We start from the raw sequence: 19490 nt of genomic DNA on the forward strand, positions 1-19490 counted from the left end.
AGACGTCGAACCGCCACCACGATGGCCTTAGCCCTCGTCGCCCCTTTCCTCATACCCCTTGCGGCGCCCGTGAGCGCCGAGGCCGCCACGGCGGCGGAGCCCGCCTTCAAGGTGCTCGTCTTCTCGAAGACGACTGGATTCCGGCACGACTCGATCCCCGAGGGCATCGCGGCCGTGCAGAAGCTCGGCCAGGACAACAACTTCGCGGTCGACACGACCGAGGACAGCGCCCTGTTCACAGACCAGAACCTGGCGCAGTACCAGGCCGTGGTCTTCATGTCCACGACCGGTGACCCGCTGGGCACGCAGGAGCAGAAGGACGCCTTCCAGCGCTACATCGAGGGCGGCGGCGGCTTCGTGGGCGTCCACGCCGCCGCCGACAGCGGCTACAACTGGGCCTGGTACGGCAAGCTGGTCGGGGCGTACTTCAAGCAGCACCCGGCGATCCAGCAGGCCACGGTCAAGGTCGAGGACCCGGCGCACCCGGCGACCAAGGATCTCCCGACGACCTGGACCCGTACCGACGAATGGTACGACTACCAGGCGAACCCGCGTGGCACGGTCCACGTGCTGACGTCGATGGACGAGAAGTCCTACACCGGCGCCACGATGGGCGCCGACCACCCGAACACGTGGTGTCAGGACTTCGACGGCGGCCGTTCGTGGTACACCGGGCTCGGCCACCTCAAGGAGAACTACAGCGAGCCCAACTTCCTGAAGCTGCTCCTCGGCGGCATCCAGACCGCCGCCGGCGCGGTCAAGGCCGACTGCTCGGCCTCGCAGAGCAGCAGCTTCGAGAAGGTCACGCTCGACGACAGCACGTCGAACCCGATGATGCTGGACGTCGCCAAGGACGGCCGGGTCTTCTACATCGACCGCCTCGGCGAGGTCAAGATCATCAAGCCGACCGGCGGCACGGTGACGGCGGCGAAGCTGAACGTCTTCACCGCCAACGAGAGCGGCCTGCTCGGGCTGACGCTCGACCCCGGCTTCGACTCCAACCACTGGGTCTATCTCTACTACTCGCCCACCGGGACGGACGTCGACCGGCTGAGCAGGTTCACCGTCACCGGTGACACCCTGGACCTGTCGAGCGAGAAGAAGATCCTCGACGTCCCGGTGCAGCGGGCCGAGTGCTGCCACCACGGCGGCGGCATGGTGATGGACCCCAGGACCGGCAATCTCTGGCTGGGCACGGGCGACAACACCAACCCGTTCGCCTCCGACGGCTACGCGCCGCTCGACGAGCAGTCCGGCCGCGCCAACTGGGACTCCCAGCGCACCGCGGGCAACACCAACAGCCTGAGCGGCAAGCTGCTGCGGATCCACCCCGAGGCCGACGGCACCTACACCATCCCGTCCGGCAACCTGTTCGCGCCGGGCACGGCGAAGACCAAGCCGGAGATCTACGGCATGGGCCTGCGCAACCCGTTCCGCATGGGTCTCGACCCGAAGACGGGCAACATCATGCTCGGTGAGTACGGTCCCGACGCGAACGCGGCGAGCTCCACCCGGGGTCCGCAGAACACGGTCGAGTGGAACCTCGTCACGAAGCCCGGCAACTTCGGCTGGCCGTACTGCATCGGCAACAACACCCCGTACGTCGACTACAACTTCGCCACCAAGCAGTCGGGGTCGCCGTTCAACTGTGCCGCGCCGGTCAACGAGTCGCCGAACAACGACGGCCTGACCAGCCTGCCGCCGGTGATCCCGGCGACGATCTGGTACCACTACGCGGCCGACCCGCAGAACTTCCCGGAGCTGAGCGGTGGCGCGCCGATGGGCGGCCCGGTCTACCGCTCCGACCCGAACCTGCAGTCGGACGTGAAGTGGCCGGCGTACTGGGACGGCAAGGCCGTCTTCGGTGAGTGGAACAACGACAAGGTGTGGTCGTTCCAGCTCGACGAGAACGGCAGCAAGGTCGTCGAGATGAACCCGATCCTCGGCTCCCTGTCGTTCAAGAAGCCGATGGACATGAAGTTCGGTCCCGACGGCGCGCTGTACATGATCGAGTGGGGATCCGGCTTCGGCGGCGACAACGCCGACTCCGGCATCTACCGCATCGAGTACACCAAGGGCACCCGACCGCCGATCGCCCGTGCCACGGCGGACAAGACCGACGGGCCCCTGCCGCTGACGGTCAAGTTCTCCAGCGAGGGCAGCCGGGACCCGGAGGGCAAGACGCTCACCTACGCCTGGGACCTCGACGGTGACGGGGACACCGACTCCACCGACCCCAACCCCACCTTCACCTACGAGAAGGGGGGTGATTACAGCGTGGTCCTGACCGTCAAGACCCCCGACGGCAAGACCGCCACCGCCAGCGTGCCGATCAGCGCGGGCAACACCCGTCCCACCGTCAAGGTGGACGTTCCGCCGAACGGCGCCTTCTTCGAGTTCGGCGACCAGGTGAAGTTCAAGGTCACCGTCACCGACGCCGAGGACGGCACGATCGACTGCGACAAGGTCAAGATCCAGGCGATCCTCGGCCACGACAGCCACGGCCACCCGCTCGACCAGCTCAAGGGCTGTGAGGGCACCCTGCAGACCCAGCAGGCGGGCCACGGCGAGTACGACAACCTCTTCTACGCCATCGAGGCCAGCTACACCGACGGGGGCGCCAATGGCGCCGGACCGCTGACCGGGCGGGGCCAGATCATCCTGGAGCCCAAGCGCAAGCAGGCCGAGCACTTCGCGCGGACCGGCCGGGTGACCGACGGCAAGGGCACCGACGCCGCAGGCGTCCAGGCGGAGACCACGACCGACACCCAGGGCGGCAACCAGCACATCGCGTTCGTCCAGGACGGCGACTGGTGGTCGTTCGACCCGGTGAACCTGTCGAACGTCACCGCGATCCGGCTCCGGGCCTCCTCGGGCGGAGCCGGCGCAACCGTACAGGTCCGGGCGGGCGACCCCGAGACCGGCGCGCTGGTCGGCTCGGTCGACGTGCCGCCCACCGGCGGCTGGCAGACGTTCACCGACGTCACACTCGACCTGACCAACCCACCGACCGAGAGCGGACCGCTGTACTTCGTCGTGCGCAAGCCGGCGAGCACGGCCGACAACGCCTACCTGGTCAACGTCAACTGGGTCGACTTCGTCGGCAAGGGCGCCACGGACAACCAGCATCCGGCCGTGACGGCGACGGCGACCCCGGCGACGGGCGTCGCCCCGCTGAAGGTCGGCTTCAAGGCGACGGCCACCGACCCCGAAGGCGACCCGATCACCTACAAGTGGAACTTCGGGGTGACCGGCGCGCCGGAGCCCACCACGGCCGAGGCGAGCTACACCTACACCGCGCCGGGCAACTACACGGCCACGGTGACCGCGACCGACGACAAGGGCGCCTCGGCCACCGCCCGGGTCCCGGTCAAGGTGGACGCGGCGGCCACGGTCTGCTTCACCGGCCGTTCCGACGACTTCCTGGGCACCGGGCTCGACCGTGGCCGCTGGTCGGTCATCCGGGAGAACCAGGACCTCAGGGTCGCGGACGGCAAGCTCGTGATCCCGACCTCGACCACCGACATCTACAGCACGGGCGGCAACACGCCGAACATCGTCGTGCAGCCGGCGCCGTCGGGGGCGTGGACCGCCACCGCCAAGCTCACGCTGGACGCGCGTGACGCGTACCAGCAGGCGGGCCTGCTCATCTACGGCGACGACGACAACTACGCCAAGATGGTGCTCGAGGCGCGGTCGACCTCGGGTTCCGACCACGCCAGCCGCATCTTCCAGTTCATCCGGGAGGAGAACGGCAGCCCGAACGAGGTGTCGCAGAGCAACTCGGCCAACCTCGGGGACGCCTACCCCGACACGGTGTACGTGCGGTTCGTCAGCGACGGCACCAACATCACCGCCCACTACTCCTCGGACGGCACCACGTTCACCGCGATGCCGCAGACCAAGCCGCTCGCCGGGATCGCCAACCCCAAGATCGGCCTGATCTCGCTGGCCGGGGCCGGCCACCCGGTGGTGGACGCGTCCTTCGACTGGTTCCACATCACGCCGGACGACAAGGCGACGGCGCCGGCCCCGGACGACGAGTTCGACGGCACCGCGCTCGACGCCTGCCGCTGGAACGCGGTCGTGCGCCCGGACGCGACGGCGGCGCGCGTCGGCAACGGCAAGCTGGAGCTCGACACCACGACCGGTGACATCTACGGGACCGGCAACACCGGCCCGAAGAACTTCATCCTGCAGACGGCGCCGAGCGGCGACTGGACGCTGGAGACCAAGGTGGACGCCTCGGCGCTCACCGAGCAGTACCAGCAGGGCGGCCTCATGGTGTACACCGGCGACGACGACTACGTGAAGCTCGACTTCCTCACCACCAACTCGGCAGGTTCGACGGTGGCGCGGAGCATCGAACTGCGCAGCGAGGCCGGCGGCACCGTGCAGAACCCGCAGCCGCAAGTGAACAACCTCACCGGCGGCGTGTGGTGGCTGCGGCTGAGGAAGGCGGGCACCACCTACACCGGCTCTTACTCCTCCGACGGCCGGACCTGGACGGATCTCTCCGCGACGGTGGAGAACACCGCGGTGGCCACCGGCGCGAAGGTCGGTGTGTACACCATCGGCACCAACCAGTCGGCGTCGAAGACGGTCACGTTCGACTACTTCCACCTGACCAAGGCAGGCTCGGACAAGACCGCGCCCATGACGACGGCGACGACCGATCCGGAGCAGCCGGCGGGCGGCACGTTCACCGGCCCGGTGTCGGTCACGCTGAAGGCCGCCGACGAGGACGGCGGCAGCGGGGTCGACAAGACCGAGTACCAGCTCGACGGCGGTGCCTGGACCGCCTACACCGGACCGGTCACCGTGACCGGCGACGGGCAGCACGCGCTGAAGTACCGCTCGGCCGACAAGGCGGGCAACGTCGAAGAGGCCAAGACGCTGACGCTGACGATCTCGGCGTCCGCGCCGCAGGTCAAGCTGACGGTCTCCGCCTCGTCCCGCTGCATCGGCACCTCGGCGTACGTGGCGGTCACGGCCGTCAACGGCTCGGACGTGCCGGCGACGGTGACGCTGACCACCCCGTTCGGTTCGAAGACCGTGGCCGACGTGGCCCCGGGCAAGCAGGCGTACCAGTCCTTCAACAGCCGGGCCGGGCAGATCGACGCGGGCACGGTGACCGTGAAGGGGACCGCGACGATCGGCGGCGGGCAGGTCACCTCGTCGTACGACGCCGCCTACCCGGCGCTCAGCTGCCGCTGAGCGCCGACAGCAGAACCGGGGCCGGCCGGCCGAGCAGCCGACCGGCCCCACCCCCTCAATGGAGCGAACACATGAAAATGAACAGGACCACACAGATACTCGCCGCGGCGATGCTCGGTGTCGCGCTCACCGCCGCCGGCGTCGGCGTGGGCGGTCCCGCGGTGGCGGACGACGAACCCGACAACGGCATCGACGTGTCAGTGACGATCGAGCCGAACACCACTCCCGGTGAGCTGTCCATGACCGTCGCCGACAACGGCGGAGTGGCCCTGCGGGAGGACGGCTCCAACGCCGCCGCCCGCCAGTTCGTCGGCACGCTGCCGACGGTCACGGTGACCGACAGCCGCCGGCCCGAGGAGATCCCCGCCGGTGACTTCTGGGCGGTCGTCGGCCAGGCCAGCGAGTTCACCGCGACGAGCGGTTCGGCGCCGCCCATCGGCCCGCAGTACCTGGGCTGGCGGCCGCGCCTGCTGAGCGACTCCTCCTCCGGTGCGGTGGCGGCCGGTGAGCCCGTCTCCAGCGTCATCTCAGACGGCTCGGGAGCGCCCACCGTCGGCCTGCAAGGGCAGGAACTGCTGGTGTCGACCGCGAACTCCGCCGACGAGATCGGCACCTGGCAGGTCAACGCCGGCCTCGCGCTGCGCACTCCCGCCGACGTCGCCGCCGGCGAGTACCACTCGACTCTGACGCTCTCCCTCTTCAACCAGTCCTGAACCGGAGGCAGGACGCCATCGCCCGCTGTGGGCGTCCGGGACCTGTGCCGGCCGGCCTGGCGCAGGTCCCGGACGACCACGATGAGACTGGAGACACCTCTGTTGACCACAAGCCGTTCGCGAGGCGCCCTCGCCCACCTCGCCGTCTTACCCGCTGTCGGCGTTGCCCTGCTGGTCGCCGTCCTGGTCACCGCGGTCACGTTCGCGACCCCGTCCAACGCCGACACCACCTGGTCGGTCGTTCCGGCCAACGCCGACGGTCCTGACGGCCGCAGCGTCATCGACCTCGAACTCGCCGGCGGGCAGCAGGTGGTCGAGCATGTGGCGGTCGTCAACCGCTCCACTCAGCCGGTCGACTTCGCGATCGACGCCAACGACGGCTACCTGACCTCCAAGGGCTACTTCGACATGCGGCCCTCGGACGCGAAACCGACCGACGGCGGCTCCTGGATAGCGGTTCCCGAGAAGGTGACCATCGCCGCCGGGGCCACCTCCGTCGTGCCGGTGACGGTGTCGATCCCCCAGAACGCGACGCCGGGCGATCACCCCGCAGGTGTGACCGCGTCCCTGGAGACCGTCTCCGGTCAGGTACGGGTCCAGAACCGGGTGGGCGTCCGCCTGAACATCCGCGTCACCGGCGACTATGTGGCCAAGGTGGCGGTAAGCGACGTGCAGGCCGAGTACACGGGATCGTGGAATCCCTTCGCCGCCGGATCCGTCGAGGTGACCTACACCGTGGCCAACGTCGGCAACGTCCGGCTGGTCGCGGACAACCGGGTCCTGACGTCCACGTTCGTGGGCGAGAACAACTGGAGTGACCCGTCCGCGGCCAAGGCCAGGGAGCTCATGCCGGGCGGCAGCCGCACGTTCGTCGCACGGGTGCCCGGCGCCTGGCCGCTGGGTCCCATCGGCACGACCGTCACGGTGATCCCCTCGCCCGCGGGCAAGCCGATCCCGGGCGTCACCGCCCAGCGGATGGCGATCGACACCACGGTCTGGGCCCTGCCGTGGCCGCAGCTCGCCCTCCTCGTCCTCCTCATCCTCGCCCCCTTCGCCGTCCGGCTGGTCGCCGCCTGGCGCCGCAAGCGCATCGAGAAGCTGATCATGCTCCACGGCAAAGGCACGCCTCAGGAGGCGTGAGCGCCATCGACATCCGTCCTCAGGAGGTGGCGACCATCAACCGACCCAGGCAACCGGCCCCCGCACAGGGTGCGACGTGGGCCCGCGTGCTCGCCCTCGCGGTCGCGTTCGCGCTCGGCGCGATCGTCGCCGGCGGTGTGGTGTTCGCGCTGACCCGGCCGGACTCGATCGAGCAGACGGCCGACCGTCTCCGTGCCGAGTCCGCCCTCCGCGACAAAACGCAGATCAAGGCCCTGACGGAGCTGGCCCGCGGCACGCGGACCCGGCTCCTGCCCGTGCTCGACGGGCTGAGCCGGGCCATGCCGTCCGACGGCACAGCGGGGCCCGTCGCGGTGACCGCCGCCGACGTCGAGGCCTGGCAGCAGGCGGCCGCCGCGGCCATCCAAGGCTTCGCCGACCCGCCGTCCGGTGAGACCGCCACCAACGTGGCGCGGTCGAGTCTCGCCTCCGCCGTACGGCAGCTCGCCACGACCGTCGACACCTACGCGGCCGCGCGGGGGTTGACCGGACCGGCCCGCGCCGCCGCCATGGACCTGGCCGTACGGCAACGCGCCGACGCGCTCTTCGCCTGGTCGATCGGCGCCACCGCTCTCGACGCCGTGAACATCGACGCGGGCTACGGCCACCAGCACGTGTTCCTACCGACATCACCCGGCGAAGGGGCGCTCACCCCCGACACCGAACCCGAGGGGAGTCACGACTCGTGAACAAGGCACCGGCATACGTCCTCACCGTCCTGCTGGCCGGGCTCATGCTGGTGCTCGGCGCACCGGCGGCCTCCGCCCACGGCGGGCCGATCAAGCTGGAGGTGACGGGAGACGGCGCCGACAACGTCAACGTGCTGGTCACGTACAAGAAGGACGGCCATCCCGTAACGGAGATCATCGAGGCCACGCTGAAGGCGACCTCGGCAGACGGCCGTTCCTTCGGGCCGGTGCCGCTCAGGTCGGCGCCAGAGGGCCAGAACCTCTACCACTCCGCCGAGCCGCTGCCGAGCGGCGAGTGGCGGGTCACCGTGACCGCGACCGAGCCCTCCAAGGCGAAAGCGACGGTGAAGGTGCAGGCGGGCGTTGTCGCCGCCGCACCCGTGGCGGCGACCGCCCCCGCAACGGGGCAGGCGACGGCGCCCGCGCGGAACAAGGCCGCCGCACCGGCGACCGTGATGGACGACCAAGGCGCGATGGGGACTCCCCTCAAAATCGGCATCATCGTCCTCGTGGCGCTCGTCGCCCTCGTGGCCTGGATCGCCCTCGCCTGGCGGCACCGCATGGGTGTCCGGCGCTGAATTCGGCCGGGGATTGGCGAATACAACAGGAGGGCGCAACCCAGAACTTCTGGACAGGCGCTCATCAAGGTGTCGCCGGGCAAGCGTGATGGCATGCGCGCGCGTAGTCCGGACGGTGCTGGGCGTACACGGCGGTCCACGGGTGAGGCGTCCGTTGGGTGTCTGCCCTTGGTGCGGTAAGTCCACCACTTCGAGCCCGGCCGGGACGCCTATACCGAACGGCCCGGCCATCAACTGCCGGTGGATCTCGCGTTTCACCTGCTGGGGCCTGTGAGCGCCCGAGCCGTCGCGGCTGATCCACCGCCACCGGTGGGCGGAGCTCCTCCCGGTCACCCCGGCGACGATCCTGCGTCGGCACCGCACCCCGTGAGGCCAGTTCGTCGGGACCGTCGGCGTCTCCGGCGGCACCGCCGACCAGGACGTCCTGGTCGGCGGTGCCCGCATGAAAGCGGTGTGGCACCCGGCAGGCGCCGGGGGTGGCTACCGAGGCCCCGTCGCAGCCAGGTCGAATCGATTGCGAAAAGTTCGCCCCATCGTTGAACCGGTTCGGCGGCTACATCGTTTCGAAGATCAGCCAAACGCGGACAGCAAGCTCACGTCGACCCAGCGGGAGACTTCCAGTGACACTGCGTCTGAATAACTCTGCTCTCGTCGATCTGCCTTCTGCGGATCGAATCCTGTTCCAGAGTTTCGGCACCGGCCCAGAGGCCACCCCGGCGTTCGACCGTATTCACCATGCCTTCGAGGCCCACGCCAAGGCCACGCCGACCGCGACCGCCGTCACTCATCTCGGCGAGAGCATGACCTACCTGGAACTCGACCGCCAAGCCGACCGACTCGCCGCGTCGCTCGCCCACCGTGGTGTGCGTCCCGGCGACCGCGTCGGCCTGTTCATGACGCGGTCGATCCCGATGGTCGTGGGCATCCTCGCGATCTTGAAGGTCGGCGCGGCCTACGTGCCGCAGGATGTCCGGATCACCCCGGCCGTCCACCTGCGCCACATTATCGACACGGCCTCCATCAAGGTGATCCTGACCTCCTCTGATTCGGCGCCGAGGATCCCCTCCAGCGATCGTCACGAGGTCATCGCGGTAGACGAGGTCCCGCGCTCGGGAGAGTGGTCCCCGCGAGTCCCGGGCGGGTCGGGCGACGTGGCGGTGGTCATCTTCACCTCTGGGACGACCGGCCATCCCAACGGTGTCAACGTGACCCACGCCAACCTGTGCAACATCCTGCTGAACGAGCCGGGCTCCCTGGGAATCGGCCCTGGCACCAGGGTGGCCCAGATCCTCAACATCGCCTTCGACATGGCGGTTTGGGAGATCCTTGGAGCCCTGTCGCACGGCGCCACGCTCGTCATCCGCGGCGACGACATCGAGGAGACCGTGCGCGACGTCGACGTCGTCATCGCCACCCCGGGAATCTTGGGCTCCCTCGACGCCTCTCGGTGCCGCAACGTCAAGGTGGTCGCGGTCGCGGGCGAGCGCTGCCCCCAGCACCTGGCGGACACCTGGTCTCGCTTCAGCGCCTTCCACAACGCGTGCGGACCCACCGAGGTCACCATCGTCAACACGATGCAGCGCTACGATCCGCAGCGCCGCGTCCTGACCATCGGCAGACCGTTGCCCAACACCACGGTCTACATCCTCGACCAGAACGGCAGGCCATGCCCGATCGGCGAGATCGGCGAGATGTGGGCGGGCGGCGCTTGCGTGACCGCGGGCTATCTCGGGAACGACGTCCTGACCATGCAGAGGTACCGGCCCGATCCCTTCCATGGCGGCGGCCACCTGATGTTCCGCACTCGCGACCTGGGCCGCTGGACACCGGACGGTGAGCTGGAACACCACGGCCGCACCGACGACCAGGTGAAAGTCAGAGGCTTCCGGGTCGAGCTGGACGCCGTCACCGGCGCGCTGGAGCTGACCGCGGACTGCGTCCGCGCCACCACAGTCCTGCGCGAGGGCGAGCTGATCGGCTTCGTCAGCCCGGCGAGCGTGGACGTCGAGGCGGCGAGGAAGGCCGTCGAGCAGACGCTGCCGTACTATTGCGTGCCCTCCCGCATCGTGGCCGTGGACGAGCTGCCGATGACCGACCGCGGCAAGGTCGACAAGAACGCCCTGCCCGACCTGATCGACCCGCTGATCGAGGTGGTCGCATGACGGTTGTGCGCTCCTTATCAGATGAGCTCGAACTGCCTCCGCCGCGCTCGGCGATCAGGAGCCTGGGCAGTGGCCGGCGCTTCATGCACTACAACCGGCTCGCCGCCGTCGTACTGGCCGTCAACACGGGGTTCCTCGTCCACGCGATCACCGCCGGCTGGTGGGACGACCCGAGCACTCTGTCCCTCCTGGTAGTCGCCAATGTCACCCTGGCCGTGCTGATCCGCCAGCAGTACGTCATCAACCTGCTCTTTCACGTGGCCACCGATGCCCCCGTCCGCTGGCCGCTGGCGGTCCGGCGCATTCTTGGCAAGGTCTACCATTTCGGTGGACTACACGTCGGCGGGGCGGTCGCGGCCACCCTGTGGTTCGCCTTCCTCGCCGGGGTGATGACCGTGCACCCCGCCGGGGTCTCCGCGGGGCTGCTCACGCTCACGTACGCGATCCTGGCGCTGCTGGTCGCGATGGTGGTCTTCGCGCTGCCCTCGCTGCGGGCGCGGCGCCACAACGTGTTCGAGGTCGTGCACCGGTTCGGCGGCTGGACGGTGCTCGCCCTGTTCTGGGCGCATGCGCTGCTGACCGCAGCCCACCAGGCGACGTTCTGGGCGCTCACGGCCATCACCCTCAGCATCGCGCTGCCGTGGCTGCGCCTGCGGCGCGTGCCGGTCCGGATCTCCAGGCCGTCGTCGCACGTGGCCCTGCTCGGGTTCGACTACGGCGTCACGCCGTTCGCGGGCTCGTCGACCACCGTGAGCCGTAACCCGCTGCTTGAGTGGCATTCCTTCGCCAATGTGCCCACCCCCGGCAGGAACGGCTTCCGGCTCACCGTCTCGCGGGCCGGCGACTGGACGGGGTCGCTGATCGACGACGGTCCCTCTCACCTGTGGGTCAAGGGCATACCGACGGCCGGCGTCGGCAACATCGACAAGCTGTTCGCGCGCGTCGTCTGGGTGGCCACGGGCAGCGGCATCGGCCCGTGCCTGCCGCACCTGCTGTCCCGCGACACGCCGTCGCGGCTGGTCTGGTCGACACGGCACCCCCGCACGACATACGGCGACGAACTGGTGGAGGAGATCCTCGCCGTGCAGCCGGACGCGGTCGTCTGGGACACCGATGCCAACGGCAAGCCCGACCTTCTGGCCCTGGCCTACCGGGTGTATGTGGAGTTCGACGCCGAGGCGATCATCTGCATCTCCAACAAGAAGACCACATGGCACCTCGTCGAACAACTTGAGATGCGAGGTGTCCCCGCGTACGGAGCGATCTGGGATTCCTGACCTGACAGCGCGTGATCTCTGGAGGATGATCCATGGCTTTCCGAACACTGACGGTCGACGACAATGATGGGATCGTGACGCTCGCCATTGACAGGCCCGGCGTGCTCAACGCCCTGTCCCGGCAGACCCTCACCGAGCTGCAACGCTTCCTCACCGGCCTGACCGGCTTCCGCGGGATGATCCTCACCGGTTCGGGAGAACGCGCCTTCGTCGCCGGTGCCGACATCCGGGAGATGGCGGCGATGACGCCGGAGGAGGGCGAGGAATTCGGCAGGCTGGGCCAGGAGGTCACCCGGCTGATCGAGGCGGCGCCGTTCCCGGTGATCGCCTGCGTGAATGGGTACGCGCTCGGGGGCGGGTGTGAGCTGGCCATGGCCTGCGACTACATCTACGCGACGGCGGACGCCGTATTCGGCCAACCGGAGGTACGGCTCGGGCTGATCCCCGCCTTCGGCGGATGCGTGCGGCTGCAACGCCACGTCGCCCCCGGCCGGGCCAGGGAGATGATCTACACGGGCCGCAACGTCGATGCCGGGGAGGCCCTGCGGATCGGCCTGGTCAACCGGGTGTTCGTGACCAGGGAGGAGATGCTGGAGGCGGCGTACGAGTCGTTAGCGCTGGTCTCAGCGAACTCGCCGGTCGCCGTGGCGTTGTCCAAGGAGGTCGTCAACGACTCGCGCGGCCGGGAGATCGGCGCCGCGCTCGACATCGAGGCGCACGCCTTCCGCCGAGCGTTCACCAGTGAGGACATGCACGAGGGCACGCAAGCCTTCCTGAGCAAGCGAAGGCCCGCTTTCCCGGGAAAGTAACCTCCTTCCTCTCACATGGGTGTGGACATGACCGACGCGCATGCGGCACTCCTGCGGGCGCTGTACGACGAGCACGCGCCCGCGCTGTGGCGCTTCGTTGTCCGCTTGACCGGCGACAACCAGTTCGCCCATGACGTCGTCCAGGAAACGCTGCTACGAGCGTGGAAGAGTCCAGAGGTCTTCCACAAGGGTGACACGGCGACGCGCGCCTGGCTGTACACCGTGGCCAGGAACGTGGTGATCGACCATAGCCGCAGCGCTCGGGTACGCCGGGAAGTCGGCACCGACCGGCTCCCCGAAACGTCCAGCGCCGACCAGATCGACGCCACACTCGACGCCTGGCTGGTCACCGACGCCCTCGCGCAACTGTCGGAGAACCACAGGACCGTCATCGTGCGCGCCTATTATGGCGGCGAATCCGTCGCCGAGCTCGCCGACGAGCTCGACCTGCCGCCCGGCACGGTGAAGTCGAGACTGCACTACGCTCTCAGGGCCCTGCGACTTGCGCTGCAGGAAAGGGGGGTTACCACTCATTGATGTCCTCAACGGATCCGTACGCGGAATGGGATGCGGCGTACGTCTTTGGGGCCCTGTCACCCCGCGAACGACTCGAGTACGAAGAGCACCTGAACGGATGCGCCGCCTGCTCGCAGGCGGTCGCCTCGCTCGCCGGCATACCCGGCATCCTCTCGGCCGTCCCGGCGGATCGCGCCCTGCGCCCGCCGCACGCCGACCCCTCGCCTGCCGAGGTACCGGCGAGTCTGCTGCCCAAGCTGATGGACTCCAGCCGGCGGTCCCGGCGGTGGGGCCGGATACGTGCCACCGCGGTCGCCATCGCGGCGGCCCTTGCCGGGCTGATGGCGTCCCCGCTCCTGCCCGAGCGGCAGGAGGCCGCCCTGCCGATGCTGCAGACGATTCCCAGCCCTGTCACCGCCGAGGTGCGCGTCATCCAGGAACCCTGGGGCACCCGAGTGGAGTTGACCTGCCGTTACGCCGTACCCGCCGCCCCTGCCCCACGCAAGACGTTCGAGTACGCCATGTACGTCACCGATGCGCTGGGCAGCAGTACCAGGCTGGCTACCTGGATGGCGTCGCCCGACACCACGACCATGCCCGTCGGCACGACCGGGCTGACCAAGAAGCAAATCAGAAGCATCGACGTCCGGCTGACCAAGGACGGGCGCATCTTGCTCGACAGGCACCTGTAGCGGCCGGTTCCGACGGCTGGTGACCGCCTCCGGACAGCCGCCCATCCGGCTGCACGATCTACGACATAGCGCCCGCGTGTACGTCAGGGCTCGCTCGGTACGGCGTCCAGCAGGGCGCACAGCTCATCCGTCACGTCGTCGAGCGAACCGGAGCCGTCGACCACCAGGTCGGGGTGCCTGGATCTACGGGCGGGGACACAGCGAAAGGATGCTCGGGCAGTTGGTCAAGCGGCACCCGGACCGCCGCCTCTACCTCGCGACCAAGCCCCCGCCGAAGGATCGAACCTGGCCATCCACCCGCGACTCCAAACTGGCCGAGGTGTACCCACCGGATCATCTCTTGGAATACCTGCACCGCAGCCTCGAAGGGCTGGCCATGCCATCCGTCGACCTGTTCCAGTTCCACGTCTGGGAGGACGCCTGGGCACACGACGCGTCCTGGCAGGACGCCGTCACCGAGATGAAGGAACGCGGGCTGATCAAAGGTGTCGGGATCAGCGTCAACCGATGGGAACCCTGGAACGTCCTTCAGACGCTGAGCACCGGGCTGATCGACACGGTGCAGGTCATCTACAACATCTTCGACCAGGCCCCCGAAGACGAACTGTTCCCGGCCTGCCGTGAGCTGGACGTCGCGGTGATCGCTCGGGTGTCCTTCGACGAAGGCACACTCACCGGCACTCTCACCCGGGACACCCGCTGGCCCGAAGGTGACTGGCGCAACACGTACTTCGTGCCCGAGAACCTCATCCCGAGTGTGGAGCGCGCCGAACGGCTGGCGCGGATCGCGCCCGAGAGCATGACCATGCCCGAACTCGCCCTCCGCTTCATCCTCGCCAACCCCGACGTCGCCACCGTCATCCCCGGCATGCGCAAGCACACGCACGTGCACGCCAACATCGCCGCCAGCGACGGCGAACCACTGAGCGACGAACTGATGGCGCGGTTGCGCGAGCATCGCTGGGACCGCCGACCCACTGCGTGGTCGCAATGAGTACCGCGCCGAAGCCCATCGTGCTGTGGGCGGTTCCTCGGTCGCGGTCCACGGCGTTCCTGCGCATCATGCTCGAGCGCGGCGATCTCGAGGTGCTCCACGAGCCGTTCTCGTACCTGCAGGTGGACGGGCACTTCGAGGTGGCGGGCCGGCGGGTCACGTCGGCGATCGAGCTGCTCGACGTGATCCTCGAGGTCAATGCCAACGAGCGCCGGGTGTTCGTCAAGGAGACCTCCGACTACACGTACACGCCGCTGCTCGAGGACGGACGCCTGTACAGCGAGGTCGTCAACACCTTCATGATCCGGGAGCCGCGGGGGGCGATCTCATCGCACTACGCCATGAACCCCGACGCCACCCTGGACGAGTACGGATTCGAGTACCTGCACGTCATTTTCGATGCCGTGCGGTCGGCCATCGGCGAGGTCCCGCTGGTGATCGACGGTGACGATCTCGTGTCCGATCCGGAGGCGACGGTCCGGACCTACTGTGAGCGGGTCGGGCTCGAGTTCAAGTCCGAGGCGTTGCGCTGGGATCCCGGGCAGCGCGCGAACTGGCAGCGTACGGATCGGTGGCATGCGGAGGTGGCCGAGAGCAGCGGGCTGGAGGCCAAGACGTCCAAGCGGCGTGAGACGCCCGACACGAACGCGCACCTGCGCCGCGTCGCCGAGTACCACCAACCGTTCTACGACGCGCTCGCCCGCCACCGCCTCGCCGGCTAGTGGCAATGCCGGTTCGTCAAGGTTCTGGGGCGGTCGTCAAGGTTGTCCTCACGCCCGCTGACCATCAACCCAAGCTTCATACTCACGTTGAGTGGCGCGGAACAGAGAAGTCCCAGCTGCCGATGTGCGTACTTCTCACTTACGTGGCTGCTTCTGGTCGCACATGATGGAGTTGGACTCATCGATGACTAGATCTCCTGTCACGATAAGGAAGGCATCATGCCCCCTGCCATCGTCGGGCACGACGGCCCCCTCACCGACCGCCACTTCCCGCTCGGTGACACGCCGACCACCTTCGGCCGCAGGCAAGACTGCAGCGTGGTGCTCTCCAGCGAACGAGCTTCGCGCCGCCACGCCGAGATACGCCACGAGGCAGGGCGTTACATCCTGCACGACCTGGGAAGCCGAAACGGAACGCTGGTCAACGGCAGGCGCGTCACCTCACAGGTGCTCCAACCGGGCGACCTGATCACGATCGGCGACGAGCAGTTCCGCTTCCTGCCCTCAGCTTGTCGTTTAACCTGCCTGCTCGCGGTGCTCGGTGAGTGATGCCGCGCGTTTGGCGGTCTTTCCCACCTCGTGATGACGGGCGGGGACGCGGTTCCTTGATCCCTTGGGGCGTCCGGGACCAGCGCTCGTGGGTTTGGGCGCACCGGCGGGCTGGGGCAGGCTCGTGCGGAGGTGGCGAAACCCCCGGCGGACGCGAGCGGGGGTGAGCCGCTCGGGCGGCAGCGGCCTCTCCCACGGGCGGCGAAGGTCTTCGGCGAGGAGGCGAGCGAGACGAAGCTGGGTGTAGGCGATAATGATCAGCCAGGTCCAGCGGTCAGCGGCGTAGGGGTCGCGGATCTTGGGGACGGTCCAGCCCAGGGTCTGCTTCCACATTCTGAACGTGTGCTCAAGATCGAACCTGCGCAGGAACGCCTGCCAGAGCCGATCCAGATGCGCGGCGGTGATGCCGATGGCCGATGTCCACAGCCACACCGGCTTGGGATCACGTTCGCCGGACAGGTGCTCGACCCGCAGATGGATGAGGGTGCCCTCGATGACCGGGAGCTCGCCGACATGATCGATCCAGGCGCTGCGGCGGCCCAGCCGAGGGTGTAGCCGGTCCCAGCAGGAGGCGACCGCCGTGCCGTACCGGCTGGTGGCGGTGCTCGTGAGGTGGGCCGGCTCGCCCCAGCTGGTCTCGTCCTTCATCCGGAACTCGCCTCCATGTTTGGGCGGACGTCCGCCACCGGGGCTGGCCAGCAGGAATTCCTCACGCGATGGGGCGGGACGCAGCAGCACCCGGTCCGAGCGCAACCGGCCCAGCACCTCCACCGGCAGGCCGTCCAGGAGGAAGGCCAGTCGGGCGGTGTCGTATCCGGCGTCGACCACCAGCAGGATGTCCGGGTCGCCCTGACGCCACTGCCCGGCCTGGATCAGGCGGGCGACCAGGTCGCGAAGCTGGGTTGCGGTGACGGCGGCCTCATCGTCGTCGGGGCCGAGCCGCACTGCGTCGAGCACCGCAGTCCAGGAGGTCCGGCCGGTCTCCAGTGCGGCGATCATCGAGTATGGCCAGCCGGGGATCATCTGATGCTCGTCCTTGCGGCGGCCGTAGGTGTGGCAGAACAGCCGTTCGGGGCTGGTCGGCGCGTCTGGCCGCAGCCACGCAGTCACATCGGCGGCCAGGACGATCCGCCCGCCCGCCGCGCGCGGCAGCGGCACCGTAGCCAGGGCTCTGCGGAGCCGGCCGATCTCGATCCGGCCGTGGTTGATCGCGTCATACAAGGCGCCGTGACCGCGCCGGTGTTCGGGGGCCAGCGCCAGTCCGACCAGGCTGCGTACCGGCCCGTCGGCGCATAACACCGCCTCGGCCAGCTCGAACAGCTCATCCGCGCGCGCCGTCAGGCAGCCATATATCTCCTGGCGGAACTCCGACAACTCCGCCATCGCTTCGGCCCGCTCACCCTCCTGGCCCGATTCCAGGACAGCCGCCACCGCGGATGCCAGCATGGAGGACACAGCCACCGCCTCCTCTTCTTTGGGTTGACACCTTGAAGGTGGAGACGGTGGCTGGCCTGGGTCACGGCGACACGCCGTATCGCAGAGGACACAATCCGCTATGCCGGATAGATGACTCTCAGACCCGATCGCCACAAACGTCCAGGCCAGAGGTTAAAAGACAAGCTCAGACGACGTCGCGACAGTCTACGGCGCATTCCCGCTGCCGCGTGCGAGCGGACCCGCCCCATCGGTCGATCCGGGGCCGGTACTCCGGGTGACCGTCTCCGGCGGTGGGCCCGTCGGGCTGAGCTTCGCGCTCCTCCTGGAGCACCTCATGGGATCACGGGTCGTCGTCACTGTTTACGACGGCCGCTGGACCCAGAACGGTGCTCAGGTCGCGTGGAAGGGGCAAGATCAGGGAAATGTACGGCGCCAGCAGGTCGTCACGGTGCAGAGCCGCCAGTACCTCAACCTCCCCCACCCGGTGCAGACTCGGCTGTTCAAGCCCGGGGCGTACTCCGAGATGTGGCCGCCCGGCCCCGACTCCATCCGAGGACAAGCCCCGCGCAACCTCCGCATCGCCTACATCGAGGACACGCTCCTGGAGATGGCCGGCGAGAAGTCCGACCGCATCCGGCTCGTCCCCACCCGCTTCGATCCCGACGAGCATGGCGACACCGCGAAGCAGGATCATGTGCTCGCCATCTGCGAGGGTGGCCGTTCTCGCACGCGGGAGCATTTCACCGGCAAGTTCGGCACCGCCGACAGCTCGATCTACTCCCTGAACGGCAAGCACCTGCAGGATGTCGTGCTGGGCTTACGCGTCAAGTCCGACCTGCCTGACGCCATGTCGGTCCTGCTGACCGTGGCCCAGAACCGCTACCTGCTCAACGCCCTGGGCGGCGAGGGTTTCCTCAACATGCGACTCACCGACGAGGAGGCCGAGGAGGTCATCGGCATCGATCCCGTCCGTCGCGTGTTCGAGGAGTGTGTCGCCGCCAACCCGTGCATGATGGGCCGCACCGACGACGGCGACTTCCACTGCTCCACTCACGGCACCTTGTTCCTGCCCGCCCTGATCAAAGGGTCCGCCCTGTGGCGGCGGGTGCAGGAAGGGCTGGCGATGTTCGGCGTGGCCGAGCACAACCTCAGCGCCGTCACCGCCTTCCGGCTCGACATGGTGCAGCGGCCGCGCTTCACCGCGCACCTGCACCCCCCTACGTCCGCCACTCCGGGCACCTACGGCTTCCTGCTCGGCGACGCCGCCAACGCCATCCATTTCTGGCCGGGGCGCGGGCTCAACAGCGGGCTGGCCTCGGCCATCTCTCTGGCCCGGTCGCTCAGCCAGGCCTGGCGCGGGCGGGCCTTCCGCGACGCGGACTTCATCCGCCACGAGGCAGCCATGGCGATGCTCCAGTACCGGCACAAGAGCCGTGCCTGGCAGGCGATGGTCACTACCGACGAGGATGGCGTCACCCGTGCCATCAAGGACAACATCGCCAGAGGCTGCGCCGACGCGCAGGCCGCTCCGAGGTCCGACGCGCAGGTCGCGGCGGACATCGACACACTGATGAACCGGCTCGGGATCGTCCGGGGCCGTCTGTCACAGCGCGTCTCCGGCCTGCCTGACGACGCCGCCCTGCGGGCCCACCTCGGCCGGCTGTCGGCTGAGACTCTTCGCATCCTGGTCATCAGCGACGCGTGGGACACAGTGGTCATGGGCGGGGAAGAGGTCGACATCGACATCTTCTACCGCGAGGAGCCCGCGTCCGCTTCGGGTGGAGAACCTGTGTGGGCTCCACGACTCGCCAGCGAGCGCGAACAGCACACCAGGCTGATCTCCAGGTCGGCAATCCGATCGCCACGGACAACGGCACAGGCCCCCCGGTAGACATCGCCGCAGGTCAGCTCACTGCTTCTCTCGAGGCCTCCACCTCCGTCCGGAGCTGGATAGGCTCCAAGCCATGGCCTCGATTG

At 68.6% G+C, this 19490-nt stretch carries 15 protein-coding genes; 14 read left to right on the top strand and 1 reads right to left on the bottom strand.

The window, feature by feature from the left end; translation table 11 throughout:
• Positions 1 to 69: 69 nt before the first annotated feature.
• From ABD830_RS22280 to ABD830_RS22340, 13 genes are all read left to right on the top strand, one after another.
• Complete coding sequence (locus ABD830_RS22280; RefSeq protein ID WP_344990409.1) at positions 70 to 5217, top strand: ThuA domain-containing protein; 5148 nt, start codon at positions 70 to 72, stop codon at positions 5215 to 5217.
• A gap of 71 nt (positions 5218 to 5288) precedes the next feature.
• Positions 5289 to 5930 (top strand): hypothetical protein, encoded by a 642-nt coding sequence (locus tag ABD830_RS22285; protein WP_344990412.1) that lies wholly within the window; start codon positions 5289 to 5291, stop codon positions 5928 to 5930.
• Between the two features lie 102 nt (positions 5931 to 6032).
• A complete protein-coding gene (locus tag ABD830_RS22290) occupies positions 6033 to 7070 on the top strand; it encodes a COG1470 family protein (protein ID WP_344990414.1) in 1038 nt (345 codons plus the stop codon).
• Positions 7067 to 7777: a hypothetical protein gene (locus ABD830_RS22295; RefSeq protein WP_344990417.1), complete on the top strand. Its 711-nt coding sequence runs from the start codon at positions 7067 to 7069 to the stop codon at positions 7775 to 7777. Before ABD830_RS22290 ends, ABD830_RS22295 begins: the two co-directional genes overlap by 4 nt.
• The gene (locus tag ABD830_RS22300) at positions 7774 to 8355 is read left to right on the top strand and encodes a hypothetical protein (RefSeq protein ID WP_344990419.1); all 582 of its coding nucleotides are present in this window, start codon (positions 7774 to 7776) and stop codon (positions 8353 to 8355) included. Before ABD830_RS22295 ends, ABD830_RS22300 begins: the two co-directional genes overlap by 4 nt.
• A gap of 620 nt (positions 8356 to 8975) precedes the next feature.
• Entirely contained in the window at positions 8976 to 10517 is a 1542-nt protein-coding gene (locus ABD830_RS22305) for an amino acid adenylation domain-containing protein (RefSeq protein ID WP_344990422.1), read from the top strand.
• The gene (locus ABD830_RS22310) at positions 10514 to 11794 is read left to right on the top strand and encodes a ferredoxin reductase domain-containing protein (RefSeq protein ID WP_344990424.1); all 1281 of its coding nucleotides are present in this window, start codon (positions 10514 to 10516) and stop codon (positions 11792 to 11794) included. The genes ABD830_RS22305 and ABD830_RS22310 overlap by 4 nt, the downstream gene beginning before the upstream one ends.
• Before the next feature lie 32 nt (positions 11795 to 11826).
• On the top strand, positions 11827 to 12603 hold the full coding sequence (locus tag ABD830_RS22315) for an enoyl-CoA hydratase-related protein (RefSeq protein WP_344990426.1): 777 nt from the start codon (positions 11827 to 11829) through the stop codon (positions 12601 to 12603).
• Positions 12604 to 12630: 27 nt separating this feature from the next.
• Positions 12631 to 13140, top strand: a complete 510-nt coding sequence (locus ABD830_RS22320) for a sigma-70 family RNA polymerase sigma factor (RefSeq protein WP_344990428.1) — start codon at positions 12631 to 12633, stop codon at positions 13138 to 13140.
• Positions 13140 to 13811 carry an anti-sigma factor family protein gene (locus ABD830_RS22325; RefSeq protein ID WP_344990430.1) on the top strand — a complete coding sequence of 224 codons (672 nt, stop codon included), beginning with the start codon at positions 13140 to 13142 and terminating at the stop codon, positions 13809 to 13811. The genes ABD830_RS22320 and ABD830_RS22325 overlap by 1 nt, the downstream gene beginning before the upstream one ends.
• Positions 13812 to 13887: 76 nt before the next feature.
• Positions 13888 to 14805 (top strand): aldo/keto reductase, encoded by a 918-nt coding sequence (locus ABD830_RS22330; RefSeq protein ID WP_344990432.1) that lies wholly within the window; start codon positions 13888 to 13890, stop codon positions 14803 to 14805.
• Complete coding sequence (locus ABD830_RS22335; RefSeq protein WP_344990434.1) at positions 14802 to 15527, top strand: sulfotransferase-like domain-containing protein; 726 nt, start codon at positions 14802 to 14804, stop codon at positions 15525 to 15527. The genes ABD830_RS22330 and ABD830_RS22335 overlap by 4 nt, the downstream gene beginning before the upstream one ends.
• Positions 15528 to 15746: 219 nt before the next feature.
• Entirely contained in the window at positions 15747 to 16076 is a 330-nt protein-coding gene (locus tag ABD830_RS22340; protein ID WP_344990436.1) for an FHA domain-containing protein, read from the top strand.
• On the opposite strand, the gene ABD830_RS22345 is transcribed toward ABD830_RS22340, so the two are convergent.
• Positions 16044 to 17522: an NF041680 family putative transposase gene (locus ABD830_RS22345; protein ID WP_344987595.1), complete on the bottom strand. Its 1479-nt coding sequence runs from the start codon at positions 17520 to 17522 to the stop codon at positions 16044 to 16046. The two genes, ABD830_RS22340 and ABD830_RS22345, sit on opposite strands and share 33 nt — an antisense overlap.
• A gap of 265 nt (positions 17523 to 17787) precedes the next feature.
• Here ABD830_RS22345 and ABD830_RS22350 point away from each other — a divergent pair, with 265 nt between their 5' ends.
• Positions 17788 to 19404 carry a hypothetical protein gene (locus ABD830_RS22350; protein WP_344990438.1) on the top strand — a complete coding sequence of 539 codons (1617 nt, stop codon included), beginning with the start codon at positions 17788 to 17790 and terminating at the stop codon, positions 19402 to 19404.
• The last annotated feature ends 86 nt before the right edge of the window (positions 19405 to 19490 follow it).

This window comes from Nonomuraea helvata (assembly GCF_039535785.1).
GTDB lineage: Bacteria > Actinomycetota > Actinomycetes > Streptosporangiales > Streptosporangiaceae > Nonomuraea > Nonomuraea helvata.

What these genes read in the sequence shown, in the direction of transcription:
- ABD830_RS22320 (WP_344990428.1), top strand. Translation starts at nt 12,631, where the DNA reads ATGACCGACGCGCATGCGGCACTCCTGCGGGCGCTGTACGACGAGCAC.
- ABD830_RS22285 (WP_344990412.1), top strand. Translation starts at nt 5,289, where the DNA reads ATGAAAATGAACAGGACCACACAGATACTCGCCGCGGCGATGCTCGGT.
- ABD830_RS22335 (WP_344990434.1), top strand. Translation starts at nt 14,802, where the DNA reads ATGAGTACCGCGCCGAAGCCCATCGTGCTGTGGGCGGTTCCTCGGTCG.
- ABD830_RS22315 (WP_344990426.1), top strand. Translation starts at nt 11,827, where the DNA reads ATGGCTTTCCGAACACTGACGGTCGACGACAATGATGGGATCGTGACG.
- ABD830_RS22340 (WP_344990436.1), top strand. Translation starts at nt 15,747, where the DNA reads ATGCCCCCTGCCATCGTCGGGCACGACGGCCCCCTCACCGACCGCCAC.
- ABD830_RS22310 (WP_344990424.1), top strand. Translation starts at nt 10,514, where the DNA reads ATGACGGTTGTGCGCTCCTTATCAGATGAGCTCGAACTGCCTCCGCCG.
- ABD830_RS22345 (WP_344987595.1), bottom strand. Translation starts at nt 17,522, where the DNA reads ATGCTGGCATCCGCGGTGGCGGCTGTCCTGGAATCGGGCCAGGAGGGT.
- ABD830_RS22325 (WP_344990430.1), top strand. Translation starts at nt 13,140, where the DNA reads ATGTCCTCAACGGATCCGTACGCGGAATGGGATGCGGCGTACGTCTTT.